The following is a 13,686-nucleotide window of genomic DNA, read 5'->3' as shown; positions in this document are numbered from 1 at the left end:
ATCGCCATGCCCGGCAACGCCGTGAGCGCGGAGACCCAGGGCAGGAAGCGACGGACCCTCACCGCCTTCCTGAAGGAGGAGGCCGCGTCGAAGGGCTTCGACGTCTGTCGGATCACCCATCCGGACGCGATTCCGCAAGCGCCGGAGCGGCTCAAGCAGTTCCTTGCCGCCGGCGCCCACGGCACCATGGACTGGCTTGCCGAGACCGCCGAACGGCGCTCCGGCCCGCGCGTGCTGTGGAGCGAGGTCCGCTCGATCGCGCTCTTCGGCATGAACTACGGCCCGGAGGCCGACCCGCTTGCCATCCTCGCCAAACGCGACCGCGGCGCCATCTCCGTCTACGCCCAAAACCGCGACTACCACGACGTCGTCAAGGGACGGCTGAAGGAGATCGCGACCCGCTTTGCCGCCCGCGCCGGCGAGGACGTGAAGGTCTTCGTCGACACCGCTCCGGTCATGGAAAAGCCGCTCGCGGAAAAGGCCGGGATCGGCTGGCAGGGCAAGCACACCAATCTCGTCAGCCGCGAATTCGGTTCCTGGCTCTTCCTCGGCAGCCTGTTCACGACCGCCGATCTCGAGCTCGACGCGCCCGAGCGCGACCATTGCGGCTCCTGCAGGGCCTGCCTCGACATCTGCCCGACGAACGCCTTCCCGGCGCCCTACCAGATCGATGCGCGGCGGTGCATTTCCTACCTGACGATCGAGCACAAGGGGCCGATCGCGCCCGAGCTTCGGCCGCTGATCGGCAACCGCATCTATGGCTGCGACGACTGTCTCGCCGTCTGTCCGTGGAACAAGTTCGCCCACTCGGCCTCAGAGATGAAGCTCAAGGCGCGCGACGAGCTGAAGGAGCCGAAACTCTCCGAACTGCTGACGCTCGACGACGCCGCCTTCCGCGCGTTCTTTTCCGGCTCGCCGGTGAAACGCGTCGGACGCGTTCGCTTCATCAGAAATGCCTTGATCGCGGCCGGCAATTCCGGCGAGAAGACATTGATACCGGCCTGCAAGGCGCTGGCGAGCGACCCCTCGCCGACGGTCAGGGGCATGGCCGTCTGGGCGCTTTCGAGGCTGATGTCGCCGGCCGAGTTCACCGCCTATGCCGGGGCGCGCGGGCCGGAAAGCGACGACGAGGTCCTTGGGGAATGGGAAATGGCAGGAGTGAGCCGATGCATGTCCTGATTCTTGGTGCCGGCTATTCGGGCACGGCGATCGCCAAGGCGCTCGCGCCCGCCGCCCAGTCGGTGAGCGGAACGACCCGGGCGCCGGAAAAGCTGGCGCGGCTCAAGGCCGCCGGCATCGACCCCCTGCTCTTCGACGGCGACGCGATTTCCCCCGAGCTTGCCGATGCCATGGCGAGGGCGACGCACCTCGTCCAGTCGATCGCTCCCGGGCGCCAGGGCGATCCGATGTTCCGCCCCGCAACGCCGCCGCTTGAAGAGGTCATGCCGAAGCTTCAATGGGTCGGCTATCTTTCGACGGTCGGCGTCTATGGCGACCATGGCGGCGGCTGGGTGACGGAAGACACGCCGATCAAGCCGGTCTCCGAGCGCTCCCGCGAGCGGGTCGAGGCGGAAAACGCCTGGCTCGACTACGGTGCGCGGCGGGGCATTCCGGTCGCGGTGCTGCGGCTTGCCGGTATTTACGGACCGGGCCGCAACGCGCTTCGCAACCTCGCCGAGGGCACGGCACGGCGCGTCATAAAGCAGAACCAGGTCTTCAATCGCATCCGCGTCGAGGACATCGGCGCCGCCGCCGCCTTCCTCGCAGGCCGGGGCATCGGCGGGATATTCAACGTCACGGACGACGAGCCGGGGCCGCCGCAGGACGTGGTCGCCGAAGCGGCGCGCCTGATGGGCGTCGAGCCGCCGCCGGAAATTCCCTTCGAAACCGCCGACATGTCGCCGATGGCGCGCTCGTTCTATGGCGAGAACAAGCGCGTCTCCAATGCGCGGCTCCGCCATGCCGGCTTCGAATTCGCCTTCCCGAATTATCGCGTTTCACTTGCGCAGCTCTGGGCGAGCGGCACCTGGAAGCAGGAGTAGCTTTCCGCGCCATTGTGACTTCGTCCTCCCCGTCGCACGCCCTGTCGGACGCGCTAAGGTCGCTGTCGCACTTCGGCTTGCCGCCTGTCTTTGCCCTCGAATCGAGGGTGCGCAAGAAGACATGCAGTAGTCCGCCAAGCATGGGCGAGTTCTTCCGACAGTAATGATCCCGACTCGCTGCGCTTGACAGCCATATTCTGCCAAGTTCCCGTCTATACTCCGCCATCTTATGCAACCATTGCGATAGTCGCGTAAATTTGACGATTGAAACCGGCGGATTTTCATTCCGGTCGAAATTTTTAATGATTTTTTTCCTCGCAAGCGGCGCTGCCCGCCGCAAGGGCCTGCGAAAAACGTTTAGTCACTGATTCCAAAGAACTTCATTTCGTTTTCTAAACTAATTCAAACAATCTTTCATTTTAAATTGAAACCGTTTTTCAATAATTCCTAATCGAACGTAAACGGTTGAAGCACGTTTTTGCCATTTTTCGCCCCAATTAGCTCGATCACCAAGGGAACTGACGAAATCTTCGAACCGAAGGGGGCATCGCTTGAAGCCAGCGACACTCAAGACTGCTGCCGCGGCAGCGCTATTTGCCGTCGGGATGGGCTTGGTCTCGGCATCCGATAGTCAGGCAGCAGGCGCTGGTTGCGGCGGGGCATCCTGGTACGCGCTGTCGTCCAAAACCGCCTCCGGCGAGCGGATGAATGCCCGGCATCTGACGGCCGCACACCGCAGCCTGAAGTTCGGCACCAAGGTCCAGGTCATCAACAAGCGCAACGGCAAGTCCGTCGTCGTGCGCATCAACGATCGCGGCCCCTTCATCCGCGGCCGGGTGCTCGACCTTTCCAAGGCCGCCGCCTCCCAGATCGGCATGATCCGCTCCGGCACCGCCAGCATCTGCTACAAGGTCATCAATTCCTGATCGCTCTGCCGCCTTTGTTCTGAAGTCTGCGTCCTGAAGCCTGCGTCCTGAAAATACTGCCCGATCTGAGGACACATGCAGCACGCTGCCTCGGGTCCGCCCGCTTCGCCACATAATCCGGCCGCCGTCTTGCTCTTCGCCGCCATCGCCGTTACCACGGCGAAAAAGGAGATCATCGAAGATGCGATTGGGCGGAAGGCTCTCGGGGGCCATCGAGGTTCTTGACGATATCGAGAAGCGAAGGCGTCCGGTCGCCGACGCGCTCAAGGATTGGGGTCTCTCCCACCGCTTCGCCGGCTCCGGCGACCGCGCCGCCATCGGCAACATCGTCTACGATGCCCTGCGGATGAAACTCTCCCACTCCTATCTCATGGACAGCGACAGCGCCACGGCGCTCGGCCACGCGGTCATGTACCGGCAATGGGGCTTCACCGTCGACACGCTCGCGGCGGAACTCGCCGACGACAAGTTCGCCCCTGAGGCGCCTTCCGAGACCATGATGAAGGCTTTCCACGAGCGCCGGCTCGAGGATGCGCCGCTCAATGTCCAGGCCGATATTCCGGAATGGACGCAGGCCTCCTTCGAGGAAAACTTCTCGGACGACTGGCTTGCCGAAGCGAAGGCGCTTGCCGGCCGGCCGACCCTCGACCTGCGCGTCAACACCCTGAAAGCAACGCGCGAGAAGGTGCTGAAGGCGCTCGAGCGCAGCGGCGCCGAGCCCGCGGTCATCGCCCGCAACGGCGTGCGCATCCCGGCCGGCGAAGGCGCCTCGCGGCTGCCGAACGTGACGGCCGAGATCTCCTTCCAGAAGGGCTGGTTCGAGGTCCAGGACGAAGGCTCGCAGATCGTCGCGGATCTCGTCCATCCGCAGGAGGGCGAGCAGGTGCTCGACTATTGCGCCGGCGGCGGCGGCAAGACGCTCGCCATCTCCGCGGCGATGAACAACAAGGGCCAGGTGCACGCCTATGACGCCGACCGCAAGCGGCTGGCGCCGATCATCGAGCGGCTAAAGCGCGCCGGCACCCGCAATGTCCAGGTGCACGAATCCGCCGACTCGCTCGCCTCCCTCGTCGGCCGCTGCGACCGCGTGCTCGTCGATGCGCCCTGCACCGGCACCGGGACGTGGCGCCGCCGCCCGGACACGAAATGGCGGCTGACGCAGAAGAACCTCGAGGAGCGGCTGGCGCAGCAGGAGGAGGCGCTTGCCGGCGCCGCCCAGTTCGTCCGCCCCGGCGGATACCTGATCTACGTCACCTGTTCCGTGCTCCCGGAGGAGAACGAATCGCAGGTCTACGGTTTCTGCGACGACAATCCCGAGTTCGAGATTCTCTCGGCCGCCGATAGCTGGGCGACGCTTTTCGGCACCGACAAGCCGCAGCCCTGGTCCGCCGACATGAAGACCGTCACGCTGACGCCGGCCTCGACCGGCACCGACGGTTTCTTCTTCTGCCTGATGGGCCGGAAGTCTTGATGCATGCCGGCCAAGCCTGTGCAGCCCACCGCCAAAGTAGCAGTTTGAAAATATTCTAAACTATACACTTTGACACCAGTTTACTTTTGGTCCATGAGACTCGCGCTTTACCGGGCCTCGAGCCACGTGCTCGCCGGCCTTGCGACAAGCGAAGGAGAGGGTCATGACCAAGAATTTCATCCGTGCCGCCGCGCTGGCGCTCATGACGGCAACGTCGGCGCTGGCCTTGCAGCCGGCGCATGCGGCAAGCGATGCGGCCGCCGTCGTCAAACACTATGCGGCGATTGCCCATGCCAAATATGAAGACGCGCTGACGACCGCCGAAGCGCTCGACAAGGCCGTCGACGCGCTGATCGCGACCCCGAGCGAAGAGACGCTGAAGGCCGCCCGCGACGCCTGGCTCAAGGCGCGCAACCCCTACCAGGAGACCGAGGTCTATCGCTTCGGCAATCCGATCGTCGACGAATGGGAAGGCAAGGTGAATGCCTGGCCGCTCGACGAGGGGCTGATCGACTATGTCGACGCGAGCTACGGCAGCGAGAGCGACGAGAACGCGCTGTTCACGGCCAATGTGATCGCCAACAGGACGATCAAGATCGACGGCAAGGACGTCGACGCGACGAACATCACGCCCGAGTTCCTCGCCGGCACGCTGCAGGAAGCGGGCGGCATCGAGGCGAATGTCGCGACCGGCTACCACGCGATCGAATTCCTGCTCTGGGGGCAGGACCTGAACGGCACCGGCGCCGGCGCCGGCAACCGCTCCCATACGAACTTCGACACCAAGGCCTGCACCAACGGCAATTGCGACCGCCGCGCCGCCTATCTGAAGGCCGCGACGAGCCTGCTCGTCTCCGATCTCAAGGAGATGGTCGCCAACTGGGCGCCGGAGGGTGCCGCTGCCAAGGCGGTGGAAGCCGACCCCAAGGCGGGGCTTGTCGCGATCCTCACCGGCATGGGTTCGCTCTCCTACGGCGAGCTTGCCGGCGAGCGCATGAAGCTAGGCCTGCTGCTCCACGATCCGGAAGAGGAGCATGACTGCTTCTCGGACAACACCCACAACTCGCATCTGCATGACGCGATCGGCATCCAGTCGGCCTATACCGGCGAATATACCCGCGTCGACGGCACGAAGCTCAGCGGTCCCTCGCTCTCCGAACTCGTCGCGGCAAAGGACGCCGCCCTCGACAAGGAGATGAAGGACAATCTCGCGGCCACCGTCGAGAAGATGCAGGCGATGGCCAAGCGTGCCGAAACCGTCGAGGCCTACGACCAGATGATCGGCGAGGGCAATGCGGAGGGCAATGCCCCCGTCCAGGCCGCTGTCGACGGTCTGATCACCCAGGCCAAAACTGTCGAGCGCGTCATCGCCGCGCTCGATCTCGGCACGATCGAGCTTGAAGGTTCCGACAGCCTGGATAATCCTGGCGCCGTCTTCCAATAAGCGAAAAGGCGGGCCGCTGCCGGCAGGCGGCGGCCCGGCCCGGTCCGATGCCCATGACCGCCCGTTTCCTCGCACTGCCGCTCGCCGCGCTCATCAGCCTCGCCGCTGCAGCATCGGTGGGCGATTCCGGCGCGAACGCGGCGGGGGATACCCCCCTCCGCGACGACCTTTCCGAACACGACTACCAGCGCGTCCTGACGGTCACCCGGCCGGCGACGGATTTTTCCAGGGCCGAACCCTTCGAGGCGCTCTCCGGCGGCGCCACGACGACGATCGCGACACCCGACCGCAAGGTGTTTTCCCAGGTCTCGGCCAACCTCCCCTTCGAGGACGAGCAGGACTTCAAGCTCGGCAAGGCGCTGTTCGAGAAGCTCTGGGTCTCCTCCCCCTCCTCGACCCAGGCCTCCGACGGGCTCGGGCCGCTCTACAATGCGCGGGCCTGCGAGACCTGCCATCTGCGCGACGGACGCGGCCGTCCGCCGGAGGGCGCGGCGGACGCGACGTCGATGCTCTATCGGCTGGCGCGCGCCGCCCGCGACGACGCCGAGCGTAAAATGCTCGCAGCGCATGAGGCGCTCAATTTCCCCGATCCGGTCTATGGCGCCCAGCTTCAGGACAGCGCCGTCCCCGGCCTTGCCGCCGAGGGGCGTGTCGCGATCACCTACAGCGAGGAGCCGGTGACGCTCGCGGGGGGCGGGCGGGTATCGCTCAGGAGGCCGCACTACGCGGTTGGCGACCTTGGCTATGGGGCGATGGACCCGACGACGACGCTCTCTCCCCGCGTCGCTCCCCCGATGATCGGCATGGGCCTGATCGAGGCGATCCACGAGGCCGATATCCTCGCCGGGGCCGACCCGGACGACCGTGACGGCGATGGCGTCAGCGGCCGCCCGGCGCTCGTGCGCGACCGCAGGACCGGCCGTGTCGCGCTTGGCCGCTTCGGCTGGAAGGCGCAGAACCCGACGGTGCGCCAGCAGGCGGCCGATGCGTTTGCGATCGACATGGGCCTCTCCACGCCTGACCTTGATCTTAGCCACGGCGATTGCACCGCCGCGCAAGCCGCCTGCCTTGAGCTCCCGACCGGCGTGCAGCCGCGGCTCGGCACCGCCGAAGCGCCCGATCCGGTGCTCGATCTCGTGACCTTCTACTCCTCCAATCTCGCCGTGCCGGCCCGCCGCAAGGCGAGCTTGCCGGAAACGCTTAAGGGCAAGCGGCTCTTCTACGCGGCCGGCTGTGCGGCCTGCCATACGCCGAAGTTCGTCACCCGCCGCGATGTCGAGCACAAGGCGCTGGCCTTCCAACTCATCTGGCCCTATTCCGATTTCCTGCTGCACGACATGGGCGAAGGCCTCGCCGACGGCCAGCAGGTCGGTGTCGCCAACGGCCGCGAGTGGCGCACGCCGCCGCTTTGGGGTATCGGCTTGACCAGGACCGTCAGCGGACACGGCTTCCTGCTCCATGATGGGCGCGCCCGCAACCCTGCCGAGGCGATCCTCTGGCACGGCGGCGAGGCGGAAAGCGCCCGCAACGCCTTTGCCGCCATGCCGCAGGATGACCGCAAAGCCCTGATCACATTTCTGGAGTCTCTTTGATGCGCCCGAGCCTTGCCCTCGCCCTCGCCCTCTTGTCGCTCGCGGCCGTCGCCGCGCCGGCGGCGGCGCAGGAGGGCAATGCCCTCTCGCCGCGCATCGTCGACGAGGCCGCCGTGCCGGGCGTGATGGCCAAGGCCGTGGACGCCTTCATCATCCCCGGCTATCGCGGTCTCGCAGAGGCGACGACCGTTCTTGCCGAAGCGACGGCGGCCTTTTGCGAGGCACCGTCGGCCGCGAACCTCGAAGCCGCTCGCTCCGCCTTTTCCGGCACCGTCGAGAGCTGGTCGGCGATCGAGATCATCCGTCTCGGACCCGCTCTCGAACAGAACCGCTTCGAGCGGTTCCTCTTCTATCCCGATCGCAAGGGCACCGGCCTCAAGCAGGTGCAGGCCATTCTCGCCAGGCGCGAGGAGAGCGCGACCAGCGCCGGGCGCCTCAAGGCGAAAAGCGTCGCGGTCCAGGGGCTCGGCGCGCTCGAATACGTGCTCTACGGCACCGGCGCGGAAACGCTTTCCGGCAAGGACGGCGATTTCCGCTGCCGCTACGGCCGTGCCATATCCGAGAACCTGAAGGCGATCGCCGGCGAGCTCCTTTCCGAATGGGAAAAGCCGGACGGCATCCAGGCCGCCTGGAAGAAGCCGGGCCCGGGCAATCCGCTCTTCCGCGACAGCAAGGAAGCCGCGACCGAACTGCTCGGGGTTCTCGTCCACGGGGTCGAAATGGTGAAGGACCAGCGGCTCCGCCCCTTTTACGCCGGAGCGATCGACGGCAGGCGGGACAAGGGCCATCCGCGGCTCGCCATCTACTGGCGCTCCGTCGATACGATGCCGTCCATCTCCGCGAATTTCCGCGCCCTGCAGAAGCTTTTCAACGCCGCCGGCATGGAAAGCCTGCTCCCGGCCGGCAGCGGCTCGATCGCCGGGTCGATCAATTTTCTCTTCAAGGTGCTGATCGGCGCAGCAGAGAGGATCGACGGGCCGATCGACGCGGCGCTAGCCGACGAAGGGCAGCGAAAGACGCTTGACTTCATCGCGCTCAACACCGCCGACCTCACCGATCGCCTCAACCGCGACTTCGGCGGCGCGATCGGGCTCGGCGCCGGCTTTTCCTTCTCCGACGGCGATTGAGGCGATCGGCGATTGCAGGATGCAGAGCGTTGAGAGAAGTGCCTCCCCACGATGACCCCTCCCCAATCCCTCCCCACAAGGGGGAGGGGCTTACGATGCCGCGCCGGGCCCGCTCAATCTCACCGGTTCCGTCAGCTCGGATGTTTTCAACGGCTCCACGAGCTTGGATGTTGCAGATGACGCTGGGCGTGCCGCGGGCACCTGGCCCCTCCCCCTTGTGGGGAGGGGTTGGGGAGGGGTCTTCATGGGAGGTGCCTTTCTGCCCACACCGATCATGGGAAACCGCATGAGCACCAGGACACTCATCGACCGGCGCAGCTTCGTCAGAATGGCCGGTGCCGCCTGGGTGGCAACGCTTCAGCCCCGCGGGGCCTCGGCGCTCGCGCGGACCGATGCCGTCTTCGCATCGGCCTTTATGGCGCCGGACGGCAGCTACGGAGTCGCGACGGTTACCGAGGAGGGCGAGATCGTCGCGCGCACGCAGCTCCCGGCGCGGGCGCACGGCATGGCGTTTTCGCCGCAGAGCCGGCGGACGGTCGCCTTTGCCCGCCGGCCGGGCACCTATGCGATGATCCTTTCGACCGACGGCGCGGCCGAGCCCGTCGTCATCACCGCCGTCGAGGGCCGCCACTTCTTCGGCCATGGCTGCTTCTCCGCCGACGGCCGGCTGCTCTACGCCACCGAAAACGATTTTGCCGGCAATCGCGGCATGATCGGCGTCTATGACGGCAGCCGAGGCTTTGCCCGCATCGGCGAATTCCCGACCTACGGCATCGGCCCGCACGACATGACCCTTGCCGCGGACGGGCGCACGCTCGCGATCGCCAATGGCGGCATCGAGACCCATCCGGATTTCGGCCGCACCAAGCTCAATCTCGACCACATGGAGCCGAGCCTGACCCTCGTCGACACCGCGACGGGAACGCTCATCGAGAAACACACGCTGCCGTCCGAACTCAGGCGCCTCTCCACCCGTCACGTCGACATCGGCGCCGACGGCAGGATCTGGTTCGCCTGCCAATATGAGGGCGCACGCAACGACCTGCCGCCGCTCGTCGGCCATTTCGCCAGGGGCGAGGCGCTGAGCTTCGTCGCCCTGCCCGAGCGCACGACGGCGGCGCTCGCCAATTATGTCGGCGCCATCGCCGTCAACCGCCGCGAGGGGCTCGTCGGCCTCACCTCGCCCAAGGGCAACGTCGCCGTCACCCTCGATGCTGCGACAGGCGAGGTCTTGAAGGAGGAAGCCGTGGCAGAAGCGGCCGGCGTTGCGGCAGCGGAGCATGGTTTCGCCGTCTCCGCCTATGACGGCCGTTTCAAGGAGCGCCGGAGCGCCGTCGCCTGGGATCAGCATATAATCAGGATCGCAGGGGCGGAATGAGACTACATGGCGGAGGAGTTCACCCCTCCCCAACTCCCTCCCCACAGGTGAAAGGGGCTTAACGCGCCGCACCGCCACCTCCGTTGTCAAGCCTCTCCGCGAGAAGCAACGTTGGGAGATGGCAGGGGATCGCAACGAGCACCAAGCCCCTCCCACCTGTGGGGAGGGGTTGGGGAGGGGTCTTGTCCACGGACTGAAGGGGCGATCAGGTCGAGATATTTCCAAAGCCGGAGAGCACCACGAGATCGTCCCAGCGATAGGCGACCTGGTCCAGGACTTCCCGGCCGACGCCGACGCCGACGCGCCCGCGCCCGACGGGCCTCGCGCCGATCCGCTCGTAGAAGACCCTGTTCGGATTGTCCTTGAGCACCCAGGCAAAGAGCGACGACGCTCCCGTTTCCCGGCAATGGGTCGCGACGGCGCGCACCAGCGCCGAACCGATGCCGGCGCCGTGGAACTCCGGCAGCAGGTAGAGCTCGTAGAGTTCGCGGTCGAAGGCGGGCGGCATTCCCCTCGCCTTGCCGTAATTGGCAAAGCCGATCACCCGTATTTCCGTCATGTCGACGGCGACCATCAGGCAGCTGCCGGGAAGCCGCATGCGCCGCGCATGGCGGATCGCCTGGTCTTCGACGGTCATCGCGTCGAGATAACCATCGGAAATGATGCCGCGAAAGGTCGCCCGCCAGGTCCGGACCAGGACCGAAGCGATCATCATGAGGTCGTCCGGCACGGCTGGCCGGATTTCGATGCGCCTGATGCTCTTCATCGCAGATGATATATGGTCGGCTCGCGCCCGGCGAAAGCCCGGAGGGCAGCGATTCCGCGGGGCCGCCGACGCCGCCGCGCGATTGCGCTTGTCCTGCGTTGCGACGCGTGCAACTGTCGGCGCGACGCGGGCATGTCGGACCCGCTTTCGCAGGGGCTTTCCAATTGAGGGACGACACCGAGCCACATGATTTCCGCGCCCGTGCCCGGGACAGCTTCGCCCGGCAGGCGGCGATGCGTACGATCGGCGCCGAACTGACGCGCGTCGAACAGGGAACGGTCGAGATCGAACTGCCTTTCGACGCCAAGCTGACGCAGCAGCACGGGCTGCTCCATGCCGGCATCATCTCCGCCGCGCTCGATGCGGCCGGCACCTATGCCGCCTATTCGGTGATCGACCCCGACGCATCGCTGCTGACGATCGAGTTCAAGGTGAATCTTCTGTCGCCCGGGCGCGGCGAACGCTTCCTCTTCCGCGGCGAGGTGACGAAGCCCGGAACGACGATCATCGTCTCGGACGGGCGCGCCTATGCCATCCGGCACGACGGGCCGGCGAAGCTGATCGCCTCGATGACTGCAACGATGATGGTGGTGCGCGGGCGCGAGGGTATCGAGGGATGACGTTCGAGCTGAAGCCGGTCGCCGGCAAAAAGATCCTCTACGTCATGGCCGTCGACCCGGAATACGGCCCCTGCCTCAGCGCCCGCATCAGGCCGCTGATGACGGGCGTCGGGCCGGTCGAGGCGGCCGTCACCCTGACGAAGGCGCTTGCCGGCCTCGAGGCGAAAGCGAGCCTGCCCGATCTCGTCGTTTCGCTCGGCTCGGCCGGTTCCGCCATACTCGAGCAGACGGAAGTCTACCAGGCCGTCTCGGTCGGCTATCGCGACATGGATGCCTCGCCGCTCGGCTTCAGGAAGGGCGCGACGCCCTTCCTCGACCTGCCCGCCGTCGTCGAGCTGCCGCTGCGCGTTCCGGGCGTCAAGGAGGCACGGCTTTCGACCGGCGCCAATATCGTCTCCGGCAAGGCCTATGAGGAGATCGACGCCGACATGGTCGAGATGGAAACCTTCGCCCTGTTGCGGGCCTGCCAGAGTTTCGGCGTGCCGCTGATCGGGCTCAGGGGCATTTCCGACGGCACGGCGGAGCTGAAGCACGTCGACGACTGGACCGCCTATCTGCACGTCATCGACGAAAAGCTCGCAGGCACCATCGACCGGCTCGAAGCCGCGATCGAGAGCGGCGCGATCCGGCTCTGACCGCCCGGCTTCCGGCGGTATATTGTCGGGGTGCAATGTTATCGTTGCGCCAAGGCCGGGCTTTCATTAAAGGCTCGCCATGTCCAAGCTTGAAGGCCCGCCATGACCGAGACAGCCCATCCCGATACCGTCCTCATCGTCGATTTCGGCAGCCAGGTGACGCAGCTCATCGCCCGGCGCGTGCGCGAATCCGGCGTCTATTGCGAGATCGTGCCGTTCCAGTCGGCCGAAGACGGCTTCAAGCGGCTGAAGCCGAAGGCGGTGATCCTGTCGGGAAGCCCCGCCTCGACGCTCGATATCGGCTCGCCGCGGGCGCCGTCGGTGATCTTCGAGAGCGGCCTGCCGGTCTTCGGCATCTGCTACGGCCAGCAGACCATGTGCGCCCAGCTCGGCGGCAAGGTCGAGGGCGGTCATCACCGCGAGTTCGGCCGCGCCTTCCTCGAGGTCGAGAAGGAATGCGATCTCTTCGAGGGGCTCTGGCCGCTCGGCTCGCGCCACCAGGTCTGGATGTCGCATGGCGATCGCGTGACCGCGCTGCCGGAGGGCTTCGAGGTGGTGGCGACCTCGCCCAACGCTCCCTTCGCCTTCATCGCCGACGAGAAGCGCAGATATTACGCGGTGCAGTTCCATCCGGAAGTGGTCCACACGCCGGACGGCGCCAAGCTGATCGCCAATTTCGTGCACAAGATCGCCGGCATCAAGGGCGACTGGACGATGTCGGCCTATCGCGCCAAGGCCGTCGAGGCGATCCGCCAGCAGGTCGGCGACAAGAAGGTGATCTGCGCGCTTTCGGGCGGCGTCGATTCCTCCGTTGCCGCGCTCCTCATCCACGAGGCCGTCGGCGACCAGCTTACCTGCATCCTCGTCGACCACGGCCTGATGCGCAAGGACGAGGCGGCGAATGTCGTCGCCATGTTCCAGGAGCACTATAACCTCCACCTCCTCCACATCGACGCCTCCGACCGCTTCATCGGCGAGCTCGAAGGGGTCAGCGATCCGGAAACCAAACGCAAGATCATCGGCCGCCTCTTCATCGAGGTCTTCGAGGAGGAGGCGAAGAAGCTCGGCGGCGCGGATTTCCTCGCGCAGGGCACGCTCTATCCGGACGTCATCGAAAGCGTCTCCTTCACCGGCGGCCCGTCGGTGACGATCAAGTCGCACCACAATGTCGGCGGCCTGCCGGAGCGCATGAACATGCAGCTCGTCGAGCCGCTGCGCGAACTCTTCAAGGACGAGGTGCGCGTGCTCGGCCGCGAACTCGGGCTGCCCGACAGCTTCATCGGCCGCCATCCCTTCCCCGGCCCCGGCCTTGCGATCCGCTGCCCTGGCGGCATCACCCGCGAAAAGCTCGAGATCCTGCGCGAGGCGGACGCGATCTATCTCGACGAGATCCGCAAGGCAGGTCTCTACGACGCGATCTGGCAGGCCTTCGCCGTGCTGCTCCCGGTGCAGACGGTCGGCGTCATGGGCGACGGCCGCACCTACGAATATGTCTGCGCGCTGCGCGCCGTCACCTCGGTCGACGGCATGACCGCCGACTTCTACCACTACGACATGGAATTCCTGGGCCGCGCGGCCACCCGCATCATCAACGAGGTGCGCGGCATCAACCGCGTCGTCTACGACGTCACCTCGAAGCCGCCGGGCACGATCGAGTGGGAATGAGCGATCACCGGAGATGTCGG

12 protein-coding genes are annotated in these 13,686 nt (G+C 66.1%); 11 read left to right on the top strand and 1 reads right to left on the bottom strand.

What is annotated here, in order from left to right; translation table 11 throughout:
• The first annotated feature begins 6 nt into the window (after positions 1 to 6).
• From queG to ATB98_RS10245, 8 genes are all read left to right on the top strand, one after another.
• The gene (gene queG, locus ATB98_RS10280; protein WP_066872980.1) at positions 7 to 1,179 is read left to right on the top strand and encodes a tRNA epoxyqueuosine(34) reductase QueG; all 1,173 of its coding nucleotides are present in this window, start codon (positions 7 to 9) and stop codon (positions 1,177 to 1,179) included.
• Positions 1,167 to 2,042 (top strand): SDR family oxidoreductase, encoded by an 876-nt coding sequence (locus ATB98_RS10275; RefSeq protein WP_066872977.1) that lies wholly within the window; start codon positions 1,167 to 1,169, stop codon positions 2,040 to 2,042. The genes queG and ATB98_RS10275 overlap by 13 nt, the downstream gene beginning before the upstream one ends.
• Positions 2,043 to 2,593: 551 nt before the next feature.
• Positions 2,594 to 2,968, top strand: a complete 375-nt coding sequence (locus tag ATB98_RS10270; RefSeq protein WP_084435415.1) for a septal ring lytic transglycosylase RlpA family protein — start codon at positions 2,594 to 2,596, stop codon at positions 2,966 to 2,968.
• 181 nt (positions 2,969 to 3,149) lie between these two features.
• Positions 3,150 to 4,439, top strand: a complete 1,290-nt coding sequence (locus tag ATB98_RS10265) for an RsmB/NOP family class I SAM-dependent RNA methyltransferase (protein ID WP_066872966.1) — start codon at positions 3,150 to 3,152, stop codon at positions 4,437 to 4,439.
• A 163-nt stretch (positions 4,440 to 4,602) separates the two neighbouring features.
• Positions 4,603 to 5,883, top strand: a complete 1,281-nt coding sequence (locus ATB98_RS10260) for an imelysin family protein (RefSeq protein ID WP_066872963.1) — start codon at positions 4,603 to 4,605, stop codon at positions 5,881 to 5,883.
• Between the two features lie 47 nt (positions 5,884 to 5,930).
• Positions 5,931 to 7,475 carry a di-heme oxidoreductase family protein gene (locus ATB98_RS10255; protein WP_066872960.1) on the top strand — a complete coding sequence of 515 codons (1,545 nt, stop codon included), beginning with the start codon at positions 5,931 to 5,933 and terminating at the stop codon, positions 7,473 to 7,475.
• Positions 7,475 to 8,602, top strand: a complete 1,128-nt coding sequence (locus ATB98_RS10250) for an imelysin family protein (RefSeq protein ID WP_066872957.1) — start codon at positions 7,475 to 7,477, stop codon at positions 8,600 to 8,602. Before ATB98_RS10255 ends, ATB98_RS10250 begins: the two co-directional genes overlap by 1 nt.
• 286 nt (positions 8,603 to 8,888) lie before the next feature.
• The gene (locus ATB98_RS10245; protein WP_066872953.1) at positions 8,889 to 9,980 is read left to right on the top strand and encodes a DUF1513 domain-containing protein; all 1,092 of its coding nucleotides are present in this window, start codon (positions 8,889 to 8,891) and stop codon (positions 9,978 to 9,980) included.
• A 205-nt stretch (positions 9,981 to 10,185) separates the two neighbouring features.
• On the opposite strand, the gene ATB98_RS10240 is transcribed toward ATB98_RS10245, so the two are convergent.
• Positions 10,186 to 10,746, bottom strand: a complete 561-nt coding sequence (locus ATB98_RS10240) for a GNAT family N-acetyltransferase (RefSeq protein ID WP_066872950.1) — start codon at positions 10,744 to 10,746, stop codon at positions 10,186 to 10,188.
• A 233-nt stretch (positions 10,747 to 10,979) separates the two neighbouring features.
• Here ATB98_RS10240 and ATB98_RS10235 point away from each other — a divergent pair, with 233 nt between their 5' ends.
• The 3 genes from ATB98_RS10235 (at position 10,980) to guaA (ending at position 13,666) form a co-directional block, all read left to right on the top strand.
• Positions 10,980 to 11,366, top strand: a complete 387-nt coding sequence (locus ATB98_RS10235; protein WP_234781901.1) for a PaaI family thioesterase — start codon at positions 10,980 to 10,982, stop codon at positions 11,364 to 11,366.
• Positions 11,363 to 12,001 carry a 5'-methylthioadenosine/S-adenosylhomocysteine nucleosidase gene (locus ATB98_RS10230; protein WP_066872944.1) on the top strand — a complete coding sequence of 213 codons (639 nt, stop codon included), beginning with the start codon at positions 11,363 to 11,365 and terminating at the stop codon, positions 11,999 to 12,001. Before ATB98_RS10235 ends, ATB98_RS10230 begins: the two co-directional genes overlap by 4 nt.
• 102 nt (positions 12,002 to 12,103) lie before the next feature.
• Complete coding sequence (gene guaA / locus ATB98_RS10225) at positions 12,104 to 13,666, top strand: glutamine-hydrolyzing GMP synthase (protein WP_066872941.1); 1,563 nt, start codon at positions 12,104 to 12,106, stop codon at positions 13,664 to 13,666.
• Positions 13,667 to 13,686 lie beyond the last annotated feature (20 nt).

This window comes from Sinorhizobium saheli (genome assembly GCF_001651875.1).
Classification (GTDB): domain Bacteria; phylum Pseudomonadota; class Alphaproteobacteria; order Rhizobiales; family Rhizobiaceae; genus Sinorhizobium; species Sinorhizobium saheli.
Note: the sequence above shows the minus strand (reverse complement) of the source record. Positions and strands in the feature narration are given on the sequence as shown.

Excerpts from the sequence above, each read along its gene's own strand:
- queG (WP_066872980.1), top strand. The coding sequence starts at position 7 with ATGCCCGGCAACGCCGTGAGCGCGGAGACCCAGGGCAGGAAGCGACGG.
- ATB98_RS10275 (WP_066872977.1), top strand. The coding sequence starts at position 1,167 with ATGCATGTCCTGATTCTTGGTGCCGGCTATTCGGGCACGGCGATCGCC.
- ATB98_RS10265 (WP_066872966.1), top strand. The coding sequence starts at position 3,150 with ATGCGATTGGGCGGAAGGCTCTCGGGGGCCATCGAGGTTCTTGACGAT.
- ATB98_RS10260 (WP_066872963.1), top strand. The coding sequence starts at position 4,603 with ATGACCAAGAATTTCATCCGTGCCGCCGCGCTGGCGCTCATGACGGCA.
- ATB98_RS10255 (WP_066872960.1), top strand. The coding sequence starts at position 5,931 with ATGCCCATGACCGCCCGTTTCCTCGCACTGCCGCTCGCCGCGCTCATC.
- ATB98_RS10250 (WP_066872957.1), top strand. The coding sequence starts at position 7,475 with ATGCGCCCGAGCCTTGCCCTCGCCCTCGCCCTCTTGTCGCTCGCGGCC.
- ATB98_RS10245 (WP_066872953.1), top strand. The coding sequence starts at position 8,889 with ATGAGCACCAGGACACTCATCGACCGGCGCAGCTTCGTCAGAATGGCC.
- ATB98_RS10240 (WP_066872950.1), bottom strand. The coding sequence starts at position 10,746 with ATGAAGAGCATCAGGCGCATCGAAATCCGGCCAGCCGTGCCGGACGAC.
- ATB98_RS10235 (WP_234781901.1), top strand. The coding sequence starts at position 10,980 with ATGCGTACGATCGGCGCCGAACTGACGCGCGTCGAACAGGGAACGGTC.
- ATB98_RS10230 (WP_066872944.1), top strand. The coding sequence starts at position 11,363 with ATGACGTTCGAGCTGAAGCCGGTCGCCGGCAAAAAGATCCTCTACGTC.
- guaA (WP_066872941.1), top strand. The coding sequence starts at position 12,104 with ATGACCGAGACAGCCCATCCCGATACCGTCCTCATCGTCGATTTCGGC.